Origin of the sequence: Paraburkholderia largidicola, from assembly GCF_013426895.1 — a bacterium.
Taxonomy (GTDB): Bacteria; Pseudomonadota; Gammaproteobacteria; order Burkholderiales; family Burkholderiaceae; genus Paraburkholderia; species Paraburkholderia largidicola.
Window position 1 is genome coordinate 291,709 of sequence record NZ_AP023177.1, and the last position, 15,535, is coordinate 307,243.

At 63.5% G+C, this 15,535-nt stretch carries 16 protein-coding genes and 2 pseudogenes; 4 read left to right on the forward strand and 14 right to left on the reverse strand.

The window, feature by feature from the left end; translation table 11 throughout:
- Nucleotides 1-71 precede the first annotated feature (71 nt).
- From PPGU16_RS40580 to PPGU16_RS40600, 5 genes are read right to left on the reverse strand one after another with little or no spacing between them, the layout of a single operon-like run.
- Nucleotides 72-878, reverse strand: coding sequence for an SDR family NAD(P)-dependent oxidoreductase (locus PPGU16_RS40580; protein ID WP_180727696.1), 807 nt, complete (start codon nucleotides 876-878; stop codon nucleotides 72-74).
- Complete coding sequence (gene yghU / locus PPGU16_RS40585; protein ID WP_180727697.1) at nucleotides 875-1,753, reverse strand: glutathione-dependent disulfide-bond oxidoreductase; 879 nt, start codon at nucleotides 1,751-1,753, stop codon at nucleotides 875-877. Before yghU ends, PPGU16_RS40580 begins: the two co-directional genes overlap by 4 nt.
- Before the next feature lie 29 nt (nucleotides 1,754-1,782).
- Nucleotides 1,783-2,487, reverse strand: a complete 705-nt coding sequence (locus PPGU16_RS40590) for a glutathione S-transferase family protein (protein ID WP_180727698.1) — start codon at nucleotides 2,485-2,487, stop codon at nucleotides 1,783-1,785.
- Nucleotides 2,488-2,497: 10 nt separating this feature from the next.
- Nucleotides 2,498-3,478: a DMT family transporter gene (locus tag PPGU16_RS40595; protein ID WP_180727699.1), complete on the reverse strand. Its 981-nt coding sequence runs from the start codon at nucleotides 3,476-3,478 to the stop codon at nucleotides 2,498-2,500.
- A 3-nt stretch (nucleotides 3,479-3,481) separates the two neighbouring features.
- Nucleotides 3,482-4,135 carry a peroxiredoxin-like family protein gene (locus PPGU16_RS40600; protein ID WP_180727700.1) on the reverse strand — a complete coding sequence of 218 codons (654 nt, stop codon included), beginning with the start codon at nucleotides 4,133-4,135 and terminating at the stop codon, nucleotides 3,482-3,484.
- 142 nt (nucleotides 4,136-4,277) lie between these two features.
- Between PPGU16_RS40600 and PPGU16_RS40605 the strand changes: the two genes are divergently transcribed.
- Nucleotides 4,278-4,877: a TetR/AcrR family transcriptional regulator gene (locus PPGU16_RS40605; protein ID WP_180727701.1), complete on the forward strand. Its 600-nt coding sequence runs from the start codon at nucleotides 4,278-4,280 to the stop codon at nucleotides 4,875-4,877.
- A 277-nt stretch (nucleotides 4,878-5,154) separates the two neighbouring features.
- Here the strand turns inward: PPGU16_RS40605 and PPGU16_RS40615 are convergent, their stop codons facing one another.
- Complete coding sequence (locus PPGU16_RS40615) at nucleotides 5,155-5,847, reverse strand: TetR/AcrR family transcriptional regulator (RefSeq protein WP_180727703.1); 693 nt, start codon at nucleotides 5,845-5,847, stop codon at nucleotides 5,155-5,157.
- Between PPGU16_RS40615 and PPGU16_RS40620 the strand changes: the two genes are divergently transcribed.
- The 3 genes from PPGU16_RS40620 to PPGU16_RS40630 all read left to right on the forward strand — a co-directional run bounded on the left by PPGU16_RS40620 (nucleotide 5,846) and on the right by PPGU16_RS40630 (nucleotide 7,438).
- Complete coding sequence (locus tag PPGU16_RS40620; protein ID WP_180727704.1) at nucleotides 5,846-6,760, forward strand: SDR family oxidoreductase; 915 nt, start codon at nucleotides 5,846-5,848, stop codon at nucleotides 6,758-6,760. The two genes, PPGU16_RS40615 and PPGU16_RS40620, sit on opposite strands and share 2 nt — an antisense overlap.
- Nucleotides 6,761-6,898: 138 nt before the next feature.
- Nucleotides 6,899-7,192 (forward strand): SDR family oxidoreductase, encoded by a 294-nt coding sequence (locus tag PPGU16_RS42975; protein WP_243460828.1) that lies wholly within the window; start codon nucleotides 6,899-6,901, stop codon nucleotides 7,190-7,192.
- Nucleotides 7,193-7,327: 135 nt separating this feature from the next.
- Complete coding sequence (locus tag PPGU16_RS40630) at nucleotides 7,328-7,438, forward strand: SDR family oxidoreductase (protein WP_243460832.1); 111 nt, start codon at nucleotides 7,328-7,330, stop codon at nucleotides 7,436-7,438.
- Between the two features lie 83 nt (nucleotides 7,439-7,521).
- On the opposite strand, the gene PPGU16_RS40635 is transcribed toward PPGU16_RS40630, so the two are convergent.
- From PPGU16_RS40635 to trbE, 8 genes and pseudogenes are all read right to left on the reverse strand, one after another.
- Complete coding sequence (locus PPGU16_RS40635; protein ID WP_180727705.1) at nucleotides 7,522-7,773, reverse strand: DUF2274 domain-containing protein; 252 nt, start codon at nucleotides 7,771-7,773, stop codon at nucleotides 7,522-7,524.
- On the reverse strand, nucleotides 7,770-9,062 hold the full coding sequence (locus tag PPGU16_RS40640) for a TraB/TrbI/VirB10 family type IV secretion system protein (RefSeq protein ID WP_180727706.1): 1,293 nt from the start codon (nucleotides 9,060-9,062) through the stop codon (nucleotides 7,770-7,772). The genes PPGU16_RS40635 and PPGU16_RS40640 overlap by 4 nt, the downstream gene beginning before the upstream one ends.
- Nucleotides 9,049-10,065, reverse strand: a complete 1,017-nt coding sequence (trbG, locus tag PPGU16_RS40645) for a P-type conjugative transfer protein TrbG (RefSeq protein ID WP_180727707.1) — start codon at nucleotides 10,063-10,065, stop codon at nucleotides 9,049-9,051. Before trbG ends, PPGU16_RS40640 begins: the two co-directional genes overlap by 14 nt.
- Nucleotides 10,062-10,769: a conjugal transfer protein TrbF gene (gene trbF, locus PPGU16_RS40650; RefSeq protein ID WP_180727708.1), complete on the reverse strand. Its 708-nt coding sequence runs from the start codon at nucleotides 10,767-10,769 to the stop codon at nucleotides 10,062-10,064. The genes trbG and trbF overlap by 4 nt, the downstream gene beginning before the upstream one ends.
- A gap of 12 nt (nucleotides 10,770-10,781) precedes the next feature.
- Nucleotides 10,782-12,081 (reverse strand): annotated as a pseudogene (trbL, locus tag PPGU16_RS40655) (P-type conjugative transfer protein TrbL).
- A complete protein-coding gene (locus tag PPGU16_RS40660) occupies nucleotides 12,078-12,335 on the reverse strand; it encodes a hypothetical protein (RefSeq protein WP_243460776.1) in 258 nt (85 codons plus the stop codon). The pseudogene trbL and the gene PPGU16_RS40660 overlap by 4 nt, the downstream one beginning before the upstream one ends.
- Before the next feature lie 39 nt (nucleotides 12,336-12,374).
- Nucleotides 12,375-13,103: a P-type conjugative transfer protein TrbJ gene (gene trbJ, locus PPGU16_RS40665; protein WP_180727245.1), complete on the reverse strand. Its 729-nt coding sequence runs from the start codon at nucleotides 13,101-13,103 to the stop codon at nucleotides 12,375-12,377.
- A pseudogene (gene trbE / locus PPGU16_RS40670) lies at nucleotides 13,100-15,522 on the reverse strand (conjugal transfer protein TrbE). The gene trbJ and the pseudogene trbE overlap by 4 nt, the downstream one beginning before the upstream one ends.
- Nucleotides 15,523-15,535: the final 13 nt, after the last annotated feature.

The window sequence follows — 15,535 nt, forward strand, 5'->3', positions numbered from 1 at the left end:
GACAGCGGCGAACATGTACGTCCCAGGCAATGTGGGCCTCTGTGCTTCGCTGCGCTGGTCGCCACTGCTGGTTAGAGCGCAGAATGATCCCTTACAGCCTCTTCGAGGGCGGGCTTGAGTGCGAGAAAACGCTCATCGACCGCTGCAGGATTATCGCGATTGAGTGCAATCATCTGGGCTCGTACCTCGCCGCCCCGGATTACTTCGAACGCATCCGCCTCTATGCCCTCCACGATAGCGGCGGCCACTGCGGACGCTGGCTCCCGGGTAAAACCGAGTTCTGGCCCGGCCCGGTTGGATTTCATCATCGGCGTGTCGGTGGCGCCTGGATAGGCAGTCAGCACATGGACGCCTTCGCCCCGGAGCTCGCGCCGCAGCGCCTCGCCGAAACGGGCGAGGCCGGCCTTGGTCGCAGCATAGGTCGCATAGAACGGAGCGCCGATCAGCGCGATGCCAGAGGCGATGTTCACGACCATTGCGTCACCGCCCGCACGCAACGCCGGCAGGGCCGCACGTGTCAGCAGAACGGGCGCAACAAGATCGACGTCGATCATGGCCAGCAATTCGGCTTCAGGCGTGTTTTCAAGGCGTCCGGCCCTCACGCCGCCAGCATTGTTCACGAGCACGTCGAGCCCGCCCAGCGTGTCCAAGGCTTGGCTCAACGTTGCCGCACGGCCCTCGGGGGTCGCTACATCGGCCGTTACCGCCCAGATGGATGGAGCCGTTCCCTGAAGCTCCCGGACCGCGCTCGCCAGTGCGTCTGGCCGTCGCCCGGTGACAACGACTTTCGCGCCCTTCGCAAGCAGTGCATGTGCAAGTGCAAGCCCGATGCCGCTTGAGCCGCCCGTGATTAGAATACGTTTGCCTTCGACCCTCATGATTGCGCTGCCTCCGTCTTGTCCTGTGTCGCCGTATCAAAATCGCTCGCATCGTGACGCTCCCGAAGCTGCCCGGAAGGGTCACCGCTCGTCCGGTTGACCATGCGTCCACGTCTTACCGCCGGCCGCGCGAGAAGCATGTTGGCCCAGCGTTGAATGTTCGTGTAGTCCCGCACGGACAGGAATTCCGCCGCACCGTATTGCCAGCCTTTGACAAGGCCGCCGTACCACGGGAACACCGCCATGTCGGCGATGGTGTAATCGTCACCGGCGAGATATTCACTGTTGGCGAGCTGCCGGTCGAGCACATCGAGCTGGCGCTTCACCTCCATCGCGAAACGGTCGATCGCATACTCGATCTTCGTTGGCGCATAGGCGTAGAAGTGGCCGAAGCCGCCGCCCAGGTATGGCGCGCAGCCCATCTGCCAGAACAGCCAGTTGAGCGTCTCGGTGCGTGCCGCCACGTCTTTCGGAAGAAACGCCCCGAACTTCTCGGCCAGGTACAGCAGGATCGAGCCCGACTCGAACACGCGTACAGGCTTCGGCCCACCGCGATCCAGCAGCGCGGGGATCTTCGAGTTCGGATTGATGTCCACGAAGCCGCTGCCAAACTGCTCACCCTCGCCGATCCTGATCAGCCAGGCGTCATACTCGGCCCCCGAATAGCCGGCTGCGAGCAGTTCCTCCAGCAGGATTGTGACCTTTACGCCATTGGGCGTGCCCAGCGAATAAAGCTGCAGCGGATGACGCCCGACAGGCAGCACCTTTTCATGCGTCGGCCCGGCGACCGGTCGGTTGATGTTCGCGAAGGTGCCACCGCTGGGTTTATTCCAGCTCCAGACCTTCGGGGGAATATAGTCGAGTGAATCAGCCATGCAGTTCTCCATTACGGCTCAGCGCCGGCTCAGGCTACCAGCGGATAGTTGGACGGGAAGAGCGCGCGACGGGTCTCCTCGTCGTTGACCTTCTTGAACTCGTGGTCCTTGCCGATTGCTCTGGCGCGGGCCGCCGCTGGGCGTGCATCGACTGTTTCGAACAGCCGCTTGAGGTTGGGAAACGACCCCAGCGGATCGTCGGCCCCCTTGAGCACACGCGAAGCGCGGTCAAGCCATCCCCAAGCCGATATATCGGCGATTGTGTATGTTTCACCCACGATGTACGTGCGTCCTTCCAGATGGTCGTTCAGAACCTGGTAGTGGCGCTCGGCCTCACGTCGATAACGGTTCACCGCATAGTCGAGTCCTTCGGGCGCGGCGAACTGGAAGTGCACGGCCTGGCCCGAGAACGGGCCAAGACCGGAGGCGAGAAAGAGCAGCCACGAAAGCAGTTCGGGCCTGTCCTGCGGTGCGCCCTGCAATTTGCCGGTCTTCTCCGCCAGATAGAGCAGGATCGCCGTGGAGTCGAACACGCGCGCTTCCTTGCCGCCCGGCCCGTCTGTATCGACGATGGCAGGCACCTTGCCGTTGGGGTTGATCGCGCGGAATTGCGGCGTGTGCTGCTCGCCCTTGCTCGTGTCGATGGGGACCATCTCGTAGGGAAGACCCGTCTCCTCGAGAAACAGGGCAATCTTGGCCGGATTTGGCGTGGGGTGGAAGTAAAAGCGGATCATGGCGGTACCTTCAGGTTTGCGAATGGGTTGATGCACGCGGCACTGCTGCAATGCGCGCGGGAGCGGGCCTGGAAGCGAGCAGTACACCGAAAACGATGATGACGATCGACACACCTTCAGCCAGCGACGGCGTTTCGCCGAGAACGGGTATGGCGAGAACCGAGGCAACAGCAGGAAGCAGTGCAATGACAGCAGTGGCAGCCGAAGAGCCGAGCAGGGAAACGGCGCGGTTATAGGTGATGAGCGCGACGCCACTCATCAGCACGCCTTGATAAATCCCTTGCATGGCAATCTCCCCCGGGGAGGCAAGGCTGAACCGGCTGAGGCCGAGGAACAGATAGACTGGAAGATAAAGCGCCATCGACCAGAGGCAGATCAGCGCAGCGGACTGGATCGGTGTCAGGCCGCTGCGTCGAAACAGCAGCGTATAGATGGCCCACATCGCGGCAGCGGCCGTCAGTGCGAAGATGCCAAAAGGATTGGGTTTGCCATGGGCTGCTACACCGGCACCCACCAGGCAAACGAGCCCTGTAATGATCGCCGCATAGCCGATCCACCGTGACCTTCCCTGCCGCTCACGCAGGAAACCCCAACCGAACACGCCGGCGAAGACTGGCATCAACGTCGGTGCGACAGACGCGGCCTGAGCCGCCGAAGTCAGCTTCAACCCGAGCGCGACGAGCAGTACGAAAGGCACGCCCCACAACACCGCAAATATCAAACCCTCGCCCCAGGCGGCGGCAGACAGGCGGGAGCCCCGGCGCACGACAGTTGGCGCGAGAAGGATGCCGCCAATGCCGAACCTAAGCGCGGCAATGTCCCAGATGCGAAGCTCGCGGGTGACACCGAGCCGTGTCACGACAAACCAGCCCGAGAAGATCATGACCGTGAGCGCTGCCCAGGCGAACCCCGACAGTCGTATGCGTGAGGCTTTTCGCTGCGCCTGCTCAGGGTCGACGGCCGCCGCAACCGATACCTTGCCGCTTGCCATCGATCAGGCCGGTAGAAGCGCTTTCACGGCAGCGAGAATCGCATCCGGTTCGAGCCGCTTGCGGTAATCGACCTCGATACCGGCGAGCACAATGCGCCCATCCGGAGCAATCACATAGGTGGCGGGAACCGGCAATTCCCAGCTCCCGTCGCCATTGATCGCGGGCAACGCCTTGTTGTTCGAGCGCAGTGCCTCACGCAGATCCTCGGGCAGTGCATAAACGAGTCCGAAGCGGCGCGCGGCGGAATTACCTGCATCGCTCAGGACATCGAAGGTTAGTGCGTTTGTCTGCGCAGTCGTCAGCGATCCGTCGGGAAGCTGTGGCGAGATCGCGATCAGCCGGGCGCCCAGCGCGGCCATCTCAGGAAGGATCGCCTGATACGCCCGCAACTGGATATTGCAGTAGGGACACCATCCGCCGCGATAAAACGTAAGCACGACGGGTCCGTGCTGCAACAGACCGGAAAGCGAGACCCAATTGCCATGTATGTCCGGTAGTGAAAAGTCCGGCGCTTCATCGCCAGTTCCGACCGCCAGGTCCAGCGCGAACCTGGCACGCAGTTCGTCGATCCTGGCCTCGTAGAGCGCGACGCGCCCGGATGGCGCAGTGCGCGCGAACTCCGCCCTGAAGCTGTCCAGTTGCTCCTGCAGTCCCATGACTCTCCTCCTCCACGGGGCACGTTGCGCCCACGGCTATATTCAGCTCGCGCCCTTTCCGTTTTAGAACGCACATTCTATAATCGCTCATCGCAGCGAAGTTGGCAAGCTCGCTGCGCCATGATGGATCCAGGTGACAGAGATGGCGAGACCAAGGGAATTTGACGAAGAAGCAGTGCTGGACGCAACGGTCCAGTGCTTCTGGAGGTACGGCTACGAGGCGACGTCGGTGAAAGATCTCACCGGGAAAACAGGTCTCACCGCCGCAAGCCTTTACAACGCGTACGGAGACAAGCGCGGCCTGTTCCGGGCAGCGCTCGATCGCTACACAAGCGAAAGCATAGGCAACCGCATACGGCGGTGCGAAGCGCTCCCTCCCCTTGAGGCGATCCATTCGTTCTTCGAAGAGATCCTGCGCCGCTCGTTGAACGATCGCCAGCATAAGGGTTGCATGCTCGTGAATTCGGCCCTGGAGATGGCACCGCACGATGCTGAATTCCAGAAGATCATCGACGGTGTTCTTACCCGTATCGAAGGCTTTTTTCTCGGGTGCATCAGAACAGGTCAGGCCGACGGGACCATTACGCCATCACAGCCGGCCGCGGTCCTCGCCCGGCACCTGCTTGGCGTTCTGATGGGCGTTCGCGTCCTGGCGCGCGTTCGTCCGGAAAAAGCGCTGCTGGAAGGGGTGATTGCGCCAGCGCTCGCCCAGCTTGTACCGCCCGAGGACGGGCCGAACTGACGTTCCACGAAAGATGAGTGCATTCAGGTACCCTTTCAGGGTTTGCGCAATCTGGCCTGCTTGGCGACGCTGTTGTCGTTCGCACACCAGGGTTTGGGATTGGCATATGTAGCTGACGTGGAAGCCGCCGAGGATCCGGCGACCGGGCGGCTCGAATCAGTGCTACGCAGCTACATTCATCCGACCGTGGGGATGTACCTCTATTTCCCGGCGAAGGCGCAACCGAAGCTGCACGCCTTCATCGACACAGTGAGGCATAGGGCGTGAATCGCACAAGTCATCCGATTTCGGCCTTCACCGCCGCAAAGGTTTCCTCCAAGAACGCCGCGATCGGCCGCTCGCCGCTCTGGTTTCCCCAAGCCTCGATGGCCAGACGCGTGGCGCCCATGGAGACCATCGCGACGACACGCAGCGCCTGCCGTCGTTGCGGCTGGCGCCAGACTTCGCACAGCGTTGCGTAAAGCCCCTCTTCCTGGGCTGCGTATGCCGCCTGTTTGCGAGCTTTTAGCGTTTCGCTCGCGCGCATCACGCGGTCGATCGCTCGCATTTTCTCCGATTCGTAGCGCGAAACGTGATTGATCAGCGTTTTGCGCACGGCGTCGAGCGGCGCTTCGTCGGGGGAGACTTTCAGCAGCTCCGCTTGCATCGCATCCCATGCCCCCGCTTGCCACGCGAGCACGATGTCATCCTTCGACCTGAAGTACGAGAAGAATGTGCGCCGCGAGATGCCCGCTGCCTCCGCAACCGCGTCGAGCGTTGTCGCTTCGTAGCCATGGGCCAGAAAGAGCTGCAGACCCGTTTCCGCGATGCGCAGGCGCGTCTCTCGTTGTTTTTGTTCGCGTAGCCCTCGACGCGCGGATTGATCATCAACGGTTTTCGATGTCACGTAAATTTGCCTTGCAAGATTGCACTGAGTGCGCAAATATACGCACTCAGTGCAAATATAATCAACCCTCAGGGCGAGAATCATGGCCAAGTGGACTGCAGCGGATATTCCATCACAGCGTGGCCGTACCGCCATCATTACCGGGACCGGCGGCCTCGGCCTCGAAAATGCGTTGGCGCTGGCCCGCGCCGGTGCGAATGTCATCATCGCCGGACGCAATCCGGCCAAAGGCCGCGAAGCGGTCGAACACGTGCGCCGAAATGCGCGCGACGCGACGGTGTGTTTCGAGGAACTCGATCTCGCGCGTCTTGAATCAGTGGATGCATTGGGTTCGAGACTGCGTGCCAGACTCGACAGCGTGGATCTTCTCATCAACAACGCCGGCGTGATGACACCGCCGCAGCGCAAGACCACGGACGACGGATTCGAACTACAGTTGGGCATCAACTACGTGGGGCACTTCGCACTTACGGCGCACCTGCTGCCGCTTTTGCGCAACGGCGCAAGTCCACGCGTCGTGACGCTTGCGAGCATTGCTGCCCGCGACGGCGCGATCCATTTCGACGACCTGCAAGCCGAACGCACGTACAAGCCGATGCAAGCTTACGCGCAATCCAAGCTCGCATGCCTGATGTTCAGCCTCGAACTCCAGCGGCGCTGCGAGGCCAGGGGCTGGGGCATTGCGAGCATCCCTGCGCATCCGGGCATTGCCCGCACCGACCTGCTGCCAAACGGGACAGGACCGAACAGCGCTTTCGCCCTATTACGCAAATATCTCTGGTTCATGTTCCAGCCCGCGTCGCAAGGGGCATTGCCAACGCTTTATGCAGCGACGTCACCGGCTGCACAAGGTGGCATGTATTACGGACCGGACAGAATGGGCGAGATACGTGGACTCCCGGCCACAGCGAAGATTCCGCGGCAAGCGCTTGACATGGAGACTGCGACACGATTCTGGGAGCTCTCCGAAAAACTAACGGGCGTAGCATTTGGATGAATCCGGCCGATACCGTCATTCGGCCATGAGCGTGTCTGGCATCAGCCACCAGAACCCGTCGCGGACAGCATCGACCGTCGTACCGGTGAGCCCGGCCTGTGTCTGCACCCCCTCGATGTCTCCGGAATCGTGCAGTGGTTGTTCGAGCAAATCCGCGCTGAGAAAGGCGTGCTCGATATCGTCGTCGCGAGCGCGGGGTTCGTTGAGCAAGTCACGCTTGAGGCCGCGACGCCCGAGCATTTCGACAAGACATTTGACATCAATGCACGCGGCGTGTTCTTCACCAGCCCAAAGGCCCTTCGGCTGATGACACGCGGCAGCTCGATCGTACTGGTCTCGTCGGCCGTGTATCGCAAGGGCTTTCCTGGGCACGCGACCTACAGCGCGACCAAGGCGGCGCTGCGTTCGTTCGAACATGGTCCACTGAACTAAAGGACCGAGGAATTCGCGTGAACAATCTGAGTCCGGGCGCCGCGGACACGCCGATTATCGACGGATAGTTCAAGACCAAAGAGTAAGCGGGTGCCGGTCGCGCCTTCTGCGCGTCGACCACGCCGCTAGGACGAACTGGTCGCCCCCGAGGAGCTTGCAAACGCGGTCTCTTTCGTCGCATCCGACGAACGCAGCGTCTCTACTGGCATCGATCTAGTAGCGGATGGGGGCTTTACCCAGCTCTAGGTGCGGGGGTGAGTCGCGTATCGGATCTCGTCTATCCTAGCGATTAGCAGCTCAGATTATCTTGAAAATACGTTGAATTTTTATCAGGTATCCCTGGTAAGAACTTTGGCAACCGGCAATTTTGGCGCTCTCCGAAAACCGCGGTCTCCGGCCATGAATGCCTCCAACATGTGAGGAATCAACGTAACGGCGTCGACCGTTTCGCCGTAGGTTTGTCCATGCAGCGCGGCGTAACGGTCGAGCTCGACCTTGAGGCTGGCCGAGCACGTAAAAGTCAGTTTGACTGTCTGTGAGTCAGGCAGCGGCCCCAGCCGCAGTTTGCGCGTCGTGCTCATTGAATCGGTCCTCTCTGGACATTGAGTGGCTGATACGGCCGCAGCACCAAATCCTTGTTCACCATCACGTTGACCTGAAACCCTGTCCGTACCGTCAGCGTCGGTTGGATGCTCAAATCGCGGCGAGTGATTTCCTGACCGACCTGATTGGCCGTGTCCTGCGAGCTGTCCCGGAGCGCGATGATCGTGTTGCCGTTGGCGCTGCCCTGATTCGAGACGGCCAGCTCGGAGCCTACGCCGAGCATCGTTGATAGCGCAGCACCTGTCAGAACGCGGCCCCAATGCCAGTCCACACCGTCCTCCAGGCCCGCATAACCGGCAGCGTCGACGCCGGGCAACCTGTCCAGCGCGATCGACGAGGAATCGGGCAGCACCAAGCGCAGCCAGACCAGCAGCACCCGCTGCTGCCCGAACGCGACCTGGCTGTCGTAGCGGCCGATCATACGTGAACCTTGCGGGATCAATAGGTAGTGCCCGGTCGCGGTGTCGTATACAGGCTGAGTCACCTCAGCGATGATCTCTCCCGGCAGGTCTGAATTGATGCCCGTCACCAGCGCCGCCGGAATGATCGTGCCCGCCATGACGGTGTACGGCGGGGCCGGAGCCTGCAAGCTGCCGGTGTTACTAATCGCAGCATCGCCCCCTTTTGTCACGAACGCTTCCTTCTGGTCCTGCCGGTTCTGGATCGCCGTCGGGTCGTCGGGCTGTGCGGCCGTGGACGCTGGCCCGGCACCCATCGGGTTGAACGCGCCCGCCGAGCCATTGGCTATTGACGGTGTGCCCGCAGACGAGGCGATTGCATCGGGTTTGCCGCCATCGCTGCCGGTGCGGAAGAACACCGCCGACCGTGCAATCTCGTCAGCCATACGCTGACGGTCAACGCTTTCGGCCGATGGCCCCTGAGCTGCCATGCTGCCCGGCAGCGGTGGCCTGGCCGACGCCGCGCCCCAGTCGCCCGGCAGCGGCGGTCCGAGCTGCGGCACGCTGGCCTGGGCCGCCGGCGCTGGTTTCGGCGGCAGTTTCGAGTAGTCGGCCGGCAACTGGTCGAGGTCGTCGGCCCTGGCGATCCGATCGACGTTGTACAGGTTGGTCCGGTCGTCCGAGCCGCGTCGTCCCTTCGATTGCAGCGCCCACATCGACGCGCCGGCCACGGCCACCGCAAGCGCCGTGGCGGAGATAGCCAGCGTGCGACGATTGAGCCGCGTAACCGCGCGCGGTGCTGCGCGCAGCTCCACGCCCTCCGGGGCGACTTTCGGCGCCGGCTGGGCTTCGCGGTCAGTCGTGTCCATGACCGGCTCCTGCGGCCACGCCGTCAGTGCGTTCGATGCGTACCACGGCGGCCCGACTCCCCTCCTTTCCGCCCAGGCGCAGCTCGGCCGCTCCGAACAGCCGATCCACGATGTCGTAAGGCGCATGGAAACGGTAGTTCACCAGCTCACCCTTGCCATCGGGGCCGACCACGAACAACGGCGGCAATTCGCCATGCGCGATGCCGGCAGGAAACTGGATATAGACGTGCAGCCCGTCGTCGAACGCGCGTACAGGTTTCCACGGTGGGCTGTCGCCCGTGATCGCGTAGCGGAAATGCAGTTGATCGAGCGACAGGCCTGAGGCCGCAGGCGTAACGGCATCCGCGGCCTGTGCCTGGGCCCGCAAGGCCAGCATCTGGTCCTTCGGATACTCCCACGAAACCGACGCCATCCAGGCCTTCGCGGTGGACGTGAGTTCGAGCAGATAGGTGCGCCGGTTCGTCGTGATGACGAGATTCGTCTTGATCCCCGCGTGTACTGGCTTGACCATGACGGCCACGCGCCGGGTCGCCCCGCTGCCGCTCGCGGTGTCGCCCACGATCCACTGAACGGTATCTCCGGCCGCGACCGTCACCAGTTCCTCGCCCGGCTGCAAGCTGATGACGGTCACGCGGCCAGGACTCGTGTAGACCTGATACAGCGCCCCGTCGGAAAACGGCCAGACCTGGATCGCATTGATGTAGCCATCGCGCGTCGGCACCACGCTCGCGTCGGCATTGGCCTGCTCAACGCGCGCTTTCGCATCTGCCGGCTCCGATGCCGGCTTCGCATCGAGGTTGCCCGGCAACGGCTTCATCTGATCGGGCAGCGGCAAAGGCTTGGGCACTTCGACTACCGCGACGGGTTTCGGCGGTTCGGGTAGCGGTTCGGCCTTCACGGATCCGTCCAGCGAGATCGCCGGCGGTGGCTTGCCTTGCGTGGCGCAACCAGCAAGGCCGCCCGTCAGGGCGAGAAAGGCAATGGCGGTGATCGACGGTTTCATGGCTTCTTCGCTCCTTCCGGTGTGTCCAGGTCGCGGCTCCAGGACAGCCCGTTGATGTAGATACCGAGGGGATTGCGGCGCACCTGCTGCTCGGTGCGCGGCGTCTGCATGACGAGGGTGAGCATCGCGGTCCAGTGCTCGGTGCCGGTCGGCGTGCCGTCGTTGAAGTGCTGTTCGGTCCAGCGCACCTGGAACGAGGTGTCGCTGACGCGCACCACACTGGTCACGTCCACCGATGCGGAGTCCCGCCCGACATGGGCGAACGGATCGTGAGCACGCGCGTAATCGTTCAGCGTGGCCGCGCCCCGGTCGGTGGTGTAGCCGTAGGCTTCGAGCCAGTTCTGCCGCACGACTACCGGATCGATTGACAGCGAACGCACGTCGGTGATGAAGCGCGCCAGGTGATACGCGATCTGTGCATCGGTCGGCCGGTAAGGCGTGGCCGCCGCGCCGATCGCGCGGACCTGGCCCGTGTGATCGACCTCGACCACGTAGGGCGTGACGCGCGACCGGCCGCACTGCCAGACGAGGCCCGCTGCCATCAGCAACGCGAGGCCCAGGCAGCCGAAGGCCATTAGCCGCCAGTTCTTCGCCTGCACGCGCGTGCTGCCGAGGCGTTCGTCCCATACCTGTGCGGCAGCCTGATAAGGCGTGGCGGGCGCAGGTGATTCGCTATAGCGCACGCCGGGTCGAGTGAAGCGCATGGCTCGCCTCCCTTACTCGTTCGAGGAATCGTTGATGTCCGGCGCGACTCCGCTGCCGCCGTGATCGCCCGAGCGAACGACGTGCGCGGCGGTCGTTGCGCCATGCGTGATGTGTTGGCGCCGTTGCAGGCGCTTCGCCCAGTCAGGCGGCTTGCCAGCCGGCGATTCGTCATCGGCAGACGACGACGGCGTGGATGCGGTGCCTGCGGTTTCAGGCGAAGCGGACGACGCCCCAGTGCTTGCGCCGGTAGCAGGTGCGGCCTGCGCGCCGCTGCGCGCGGCGTTGGCGACGCCCGCGCCGAAAGCACGCGCGCCCGTCGCGCCGGATGCGGTTGCGCCTGCGCGGTAAGCCGACGCGGCACCGCTGGCGGCCCGAGCGGTGCCAAGCGCGCCGCGTGCAACGAGACGCGCGCCGGCGGCTACCGCCGCGCCGCCCGTCGCAACGGCAGCACCGCCTGCGACGGCGAGGCCCGCTACGCCCAGCGCCGTGCCGGCGGCAGCGCCCGCGCCGAGCTGCGGCGCACCGGACACCAGCCCGGTCGCAATGCCCGGCCCGAAGATGCCGAGTCCGAGCATCGTGAGCGAGGCAAGCATGATGGCGAGCGCGTGGTTCAGCGAGGGATCGGTACCGGCTGGCATCTGGAACTGCCCAAAGATCGTCGAGCCAATGCCGACGATCACGGCGAGCACCAGCACCTTGATGCCAGACGACACCACGTTGCCGAGCACCTTTTCTGCGAGAAACGCGGTCCTGTTCCAGAGCGCGAACGGCACCAACACAAAGCCCGCGAGCGTGGTCAGCTTGAACTCGATCAGCGTTACGAAAAGCTGGACGGCCAGAATGAAGAAGCTGATGACCACGACGATCCAGGCGAGCAGCAGCACCACGATCATGTCGATGTTGCTGAAGACCGCTGTGATTCCGTTGGACATCGTGCCGACCTGTAGCAGGATCGGCTGTCCAGCCTGGACGCCAATCGCGGCCAGCCGCCCGGGTTGCAGGAAATTGCCGACACTGATCGACGAGCCCGTCGCAAGCAGGCCGAGTCCCACGAACGAGCGGAACACGATACCCGCGAGCGCGTTGAAGTTACCGATGATGTAGGCGAAGGCACCAGTAGAGGGTCTTGCGAATCAGCTTAGCCAGCACTTCCTCGCCACCCATCGCCCAGAACAGGCCGGCGAGCGTCATGTCGATGACGATCAGCGTGGCCGAGAGATACGCGACTTCGCCGTGCAGCAGGCCAAAGCCCGAGTCGATGTATTGCGAGAAGACAGTCAGGAACTGGTCGATGACGGAAAGATCGTTCATGGCCGATCTCCTTGCGGTGCCTCGAAGCTCGCCGAGATCGGCTGCACGTCGGCGAGCGTCTGGTACTCGTTGACACCGCCCGGCCCCAAGAAGAAGCGTCGCGCATACGCTGCGTCCATCAGGCCGCACGTCGTGTAATCCGCGGATGGGTGTGCAACGGCACAACGATGGCGCAGCGCGTAAAGCCGCTGCGGATCGTGCGCGAGTGCGTCGACCGTCAACACCGGCCCATGCCGGCTGCAAGCAGTCAGCATGGCAATGATGGAAAGGACCAGTGCGCGGCACATGGCCCATCAGTTCCCGTAGAAGCTCACCGACTGCGGCGTGTATTGCGGACCGCTGCCGATGAAGCGGGTACGGACCTGCTGCGCCTGCGCCTCGTCGGCCGCGGCACGCGCCTGGTCGAGCGCCGTGGCGCGCTGCTGCGACACAGTAAGCTGCTGTGACTGGATCGCCTGCCGCGCGATGAGCGCGAGCAACTGGTTCGTCGCCTGGCTCGCCTGCAACGCGCCGACCGCACCCTGGCTCTGTGTCACCAGGCTGCTCAACACCCCTTGATCGGACAGCAGGTTTTGCGCGGCCTGCGACTGCATCTGTGTCGAGGTCTGCAATGCCTGTACCGAGGTTTGCCAGCGCGTCTGCGCATCCTGCACCATCTGCGCGTTGCTAGTGCCAGCGCCATAGGACGGCGGATACAGCCGGTTGAACGTAGCCTGTGATTGCGCGACGTTGAACGTGAGTCCCTGCGCCTGCGAGATCAACTGGTTCGTCGTCGCCAGCGTGGACAGCAACTGCGATAGCGAATTGAAATTCAGGCTTGTGAGATTACGGCCCTGGTTGACCAGCATCGTCGCCTCGTTCTGCAACTGCTGGATCTGGTTGTCGATCTGTTGCAGTTCGCGCGCTGCAGTGAGCAGGTTCTGCGAATAGTTCGCCGCATCGAACACTGGCCACTGCGCAAAGCACGCGGACGACACCGACAGCAGTAAGGCCGTGACGATGGCCAGCGCGGTCTTTTTCATGGCCGAATCCCTGTTGACGTGAGGTACGAAGGCATGAGATCTGCGGCCCAGTCGAGGCCGCTATGACGCAGCCACGCACCTGCGAAGCCGAGCGTGCCGGCGTTCAGCAGCACGCGGTCGATGTCCCGCTGGTCCTGCGGCGTGGACGCGCCGACGAATGCCAGCGTGGCCGGCCCTAGATCAAGGTCGAACAGGCGGTTGCCGAGGCGCGACTGGTAGTAGTAGTCACGCTTGGGTTCGGCGCTGGCGACGATCTCGATCTGCCGGCTGTTCAGGCCAAAGCCTTCGTAGATCGTGCGAATCTGCGGCTCGGCCGCCTGCGGGTTGGGCAGGAAGATGCGGCTCGCGCAGCTCTCGATGATCGCGGGTGCGATGCTCGAATCCTTGATGTCGGCGAGCGACTGCGTGGCGAAGATCACCGACACGTTTTTCTTGCGCAGCGTCTTGAGCCACCGACGGATACGCGCGGCGAATATCGGGTCATCGAGGAACAGCCAGGACTCGTCGAGGATCAGCAGCGTCGGCGCACCGTCGAAACGCTCGTCGAAACGCGCGAACAGATAGCCGAGCACGGCAAGCACTGCCGCCTTGCTCGGCATTCCTCCATCTCGAAGCCCTGCACGTCGGCGCTGCCGAGCCGGTCATGGTCGGCATCGAGTAGCCGGCCGTGTGCGCCACCGAGCACGTAAGGCGCGAGTGCCTGGCGTAGCGCATTGGACTGGAGCAGCACCGACAGGCCCGTGAGCGTGCGCTGTTCGATGGGCGCACCTGCGAGACTGCCGAGTGCTGACCATACGGCGGCCTTCTCATCGGGACCGACGGCTATCCCTTCTTGCAGCAGACGGCCTTCAACCCATTCAGCCGCCCAGGTGCAGTATCTTTCCCGGTCGATGAGCGCAAGCGGCTGGAATGCGATCGTGCCATCGGAGCCGAGGTCGTAGTGCTCGCCGCCGAGGCCGAGAATCGTGGCGCGCATCGAGCGGCCCATGTCGAAGGCGAAGATGCGCGAGCCGCGATAGCGGCGGAACTGCATCGCCAGCTTGGCGAGCAGTACCGACTTGCCCATGCCGGTCGGGCCGACCACGAGCGTATGGCCCACGTCGCCGATGTGCGTTACAAGGCGGAACGGCGTATCGCCGTCGGTGCGCGTGACGATGAGCGGCGGGCCGTCGAGATGTTTGTTCTTCTCCGGCCCGGCCCACACTGCCGACAGCGGCATCAGGTGCGCGAGGTTCAGCGTCGAAATGCTCGGCTGGCGGACGTTGGCGTAGGCGTGGCCGGGAATCGACGATAGCCACGCTTCGACCGCATTGAGGGTTTCGGGGATCGTGACGAAACCGCGTCCCTGGATCGTCCGTTCGATCCTCCGCAGTTTTTCGTCGGCCGCTGCGGCGTCTGCATCCATGACCGTGACAGTCGCGGTCACGTAGCCGAACGCTACCTGATCGCTGCCTAGTTCCTGCAAGGCGGCGTCGGCATCCATCGCCTTGTTGCTCGCGTCCGTATCGACGAGTGGTGATTCCTGCTGGAAGATGGTTTCGCGCAGCAGTGCAATGACGTTCTTGCGCTTGGCGAACCATTGCCGACGCAAGCGCGTCAGCTCTTTCTCCGCTTCAGCCTTGTCCAGACAGAGGAATCGCGTGGACCAGCGATAGGCGAAACCTAGCCGGTTGAGGTCATCGAGCAGACCAGGCCAGGTCGAAGTCGGAAAGCCGCGTACCGTGACGACGCGCAGGTGCTGGTCGCCGAGCATCGGCGCGAGGCCACCGATCAACGCCGAGTCGGCCAGCAGCGCATCGAGATGAAACGGTACTTCGGGCACACCGATGCGGTAGCGCCGCGTCGCGACGGTCGCGTGCAGGTACGTGAGCGTCTCGCTGTCATCCAGCCACATGATCTCGGGCATCACGCCGTCGAGCAGGTCGAACACACGGTCTGTCTCGGCGACGAAGGCGGCGAGCCGTTCGCGCCAGTCCACGCCGGACGTGGGCGTGTTCTCGTACAGTAGTTTCGCGGCGCGAGCGCGGGATTCCTCCGGCGGCAGGTACGCCATCGTCAGGTGATAGCCGCTCTCAAAGTGACTGCCAGCCAGCTCGAACGCGGCGCGGCGTTCCTCGTCTACCAGCCACGACAGCGCCTCGGGGAAGTTCGAGTGCGGATAGTCGGCCGCTGGCCGGCGTTCGGCGTCGATGAACATGGCCCAGCCCGATCCCAGGCGGCGCAGCGCATTGTTGAGGCGCGCGGTCGTAGCGATCAGTTCGCCCTGTGTGGCGCTGTCGAGATCCGGCCCGCGAAAGCGTGCCGTGCGCTGGAAGCTGCCATCCTTGTTCAGCACCACGCCGGCCGCGATGAGGCCTGCCCACGGGAGCCAGTCGGCGAGCATGGCGGGACGCTTACGGTATTCGGCGAGGTACAACATGCGATTGTCTCCC

Bases quoted from the DNA above. Each gene is read 5' to 3' on its own strand.
- yghU (WP_180727697.1), bottom strand. From the start codon at position 1,753: ATGGCTGATTCACTCGACTATATTCCCCCGAAGGTCTGGAGCTGGAAT.
- trbJ (WP_180727245.1), bottom strand. From the start codon at position 13,103: ATGAAAAAGACCGCGCTGGCCATCGTCACGGCCTTACTGCTGTCGGTG.
- PPGU16_RS40660 (WP_243460776.1), bottom strand. From the start codon at position 12,335: ATGCTGACTGCTTGCAGCCGGCATGGGCCGGTGTTGACGGTCGACGCA.
- PPGU16_RS40580 (WP_180727696.1), bottom strand. From the start codon at position 878: ATGAGGGTCGAAGGCAAACGTATTCTAATCACGGGCGGCTCAAGCGGC.
- PPGU16_RS40620 (WP_180727704.1), top strand. From the start codon at position 5,846: ATGGCCAAGTGGACTGCAGCGGATATTCCATCACAGCGTGGCCGTACC.
- PPGU16_RS40595 (WP_180727699.1), bottom strand. From the start codon at position 3,478: ATGGCAAGCGGCAAGGTATCGGTTGCGGCGGCCGTCGACCCTGAGCAG.
- trbF (WP_180727708.1), bottom strand. From the start codon at position 10,769: ATGCGCTTCACTCGACCCGGCGTGCGCTATAGCGAATCACCTGCGCCC.
- PPGU16_RS40640 (WP_180727706.1), bottom strand. From the start codon at position 9,062: ATGGACACGACTGACCGCGAAGCCCAGCCGGCGCCGAAAGTCGCCCCG.
- PPGU16_RS40590 (WP_180727698.1), bottom strand. From the start codon at position 2,487: ATGATCCGCTTTTACTTCCACCCCACGCCAAATCCGGCCAAGATTGCC.
- trbG (WP_180727707.1), bottom strand. From the start codon at position 10,065: ATGAAACCGTCGATCACCGCCATTGCCTTTCTCGCCCTGACGGGCGGC.
- PPGU16_RS40605 (WP_180727701.1), top strand. From the start codon at position 4,278: ATGGCGAGACCAAGGGAATTTGACGAAGAAGCAGTGCTGGACGCAACG.
- PPGU16_RS40615 (WP_180727703.1), bottom strand. From the start codon at position 5,847: ATGATTCTCGCCCTGAGGGTTGATTATATTTGCACTGAGTGCGTATAT.
- PPGU16_RS40635 (WP_180727705.1), bottom strand. From the start codon at position 7,773: ATGAGCACGACGCGCAAACTGCGGCTGGGGCCGCTGCCTGACTCACAG.
- PPGU16_RS40600 (WP_180727700.1), bottom strand. From the start codon at position 4,135: ATGGGACTGCAGGAGCAACTGGACAGCTTCAGGGCGGAGTTCGCGCGC.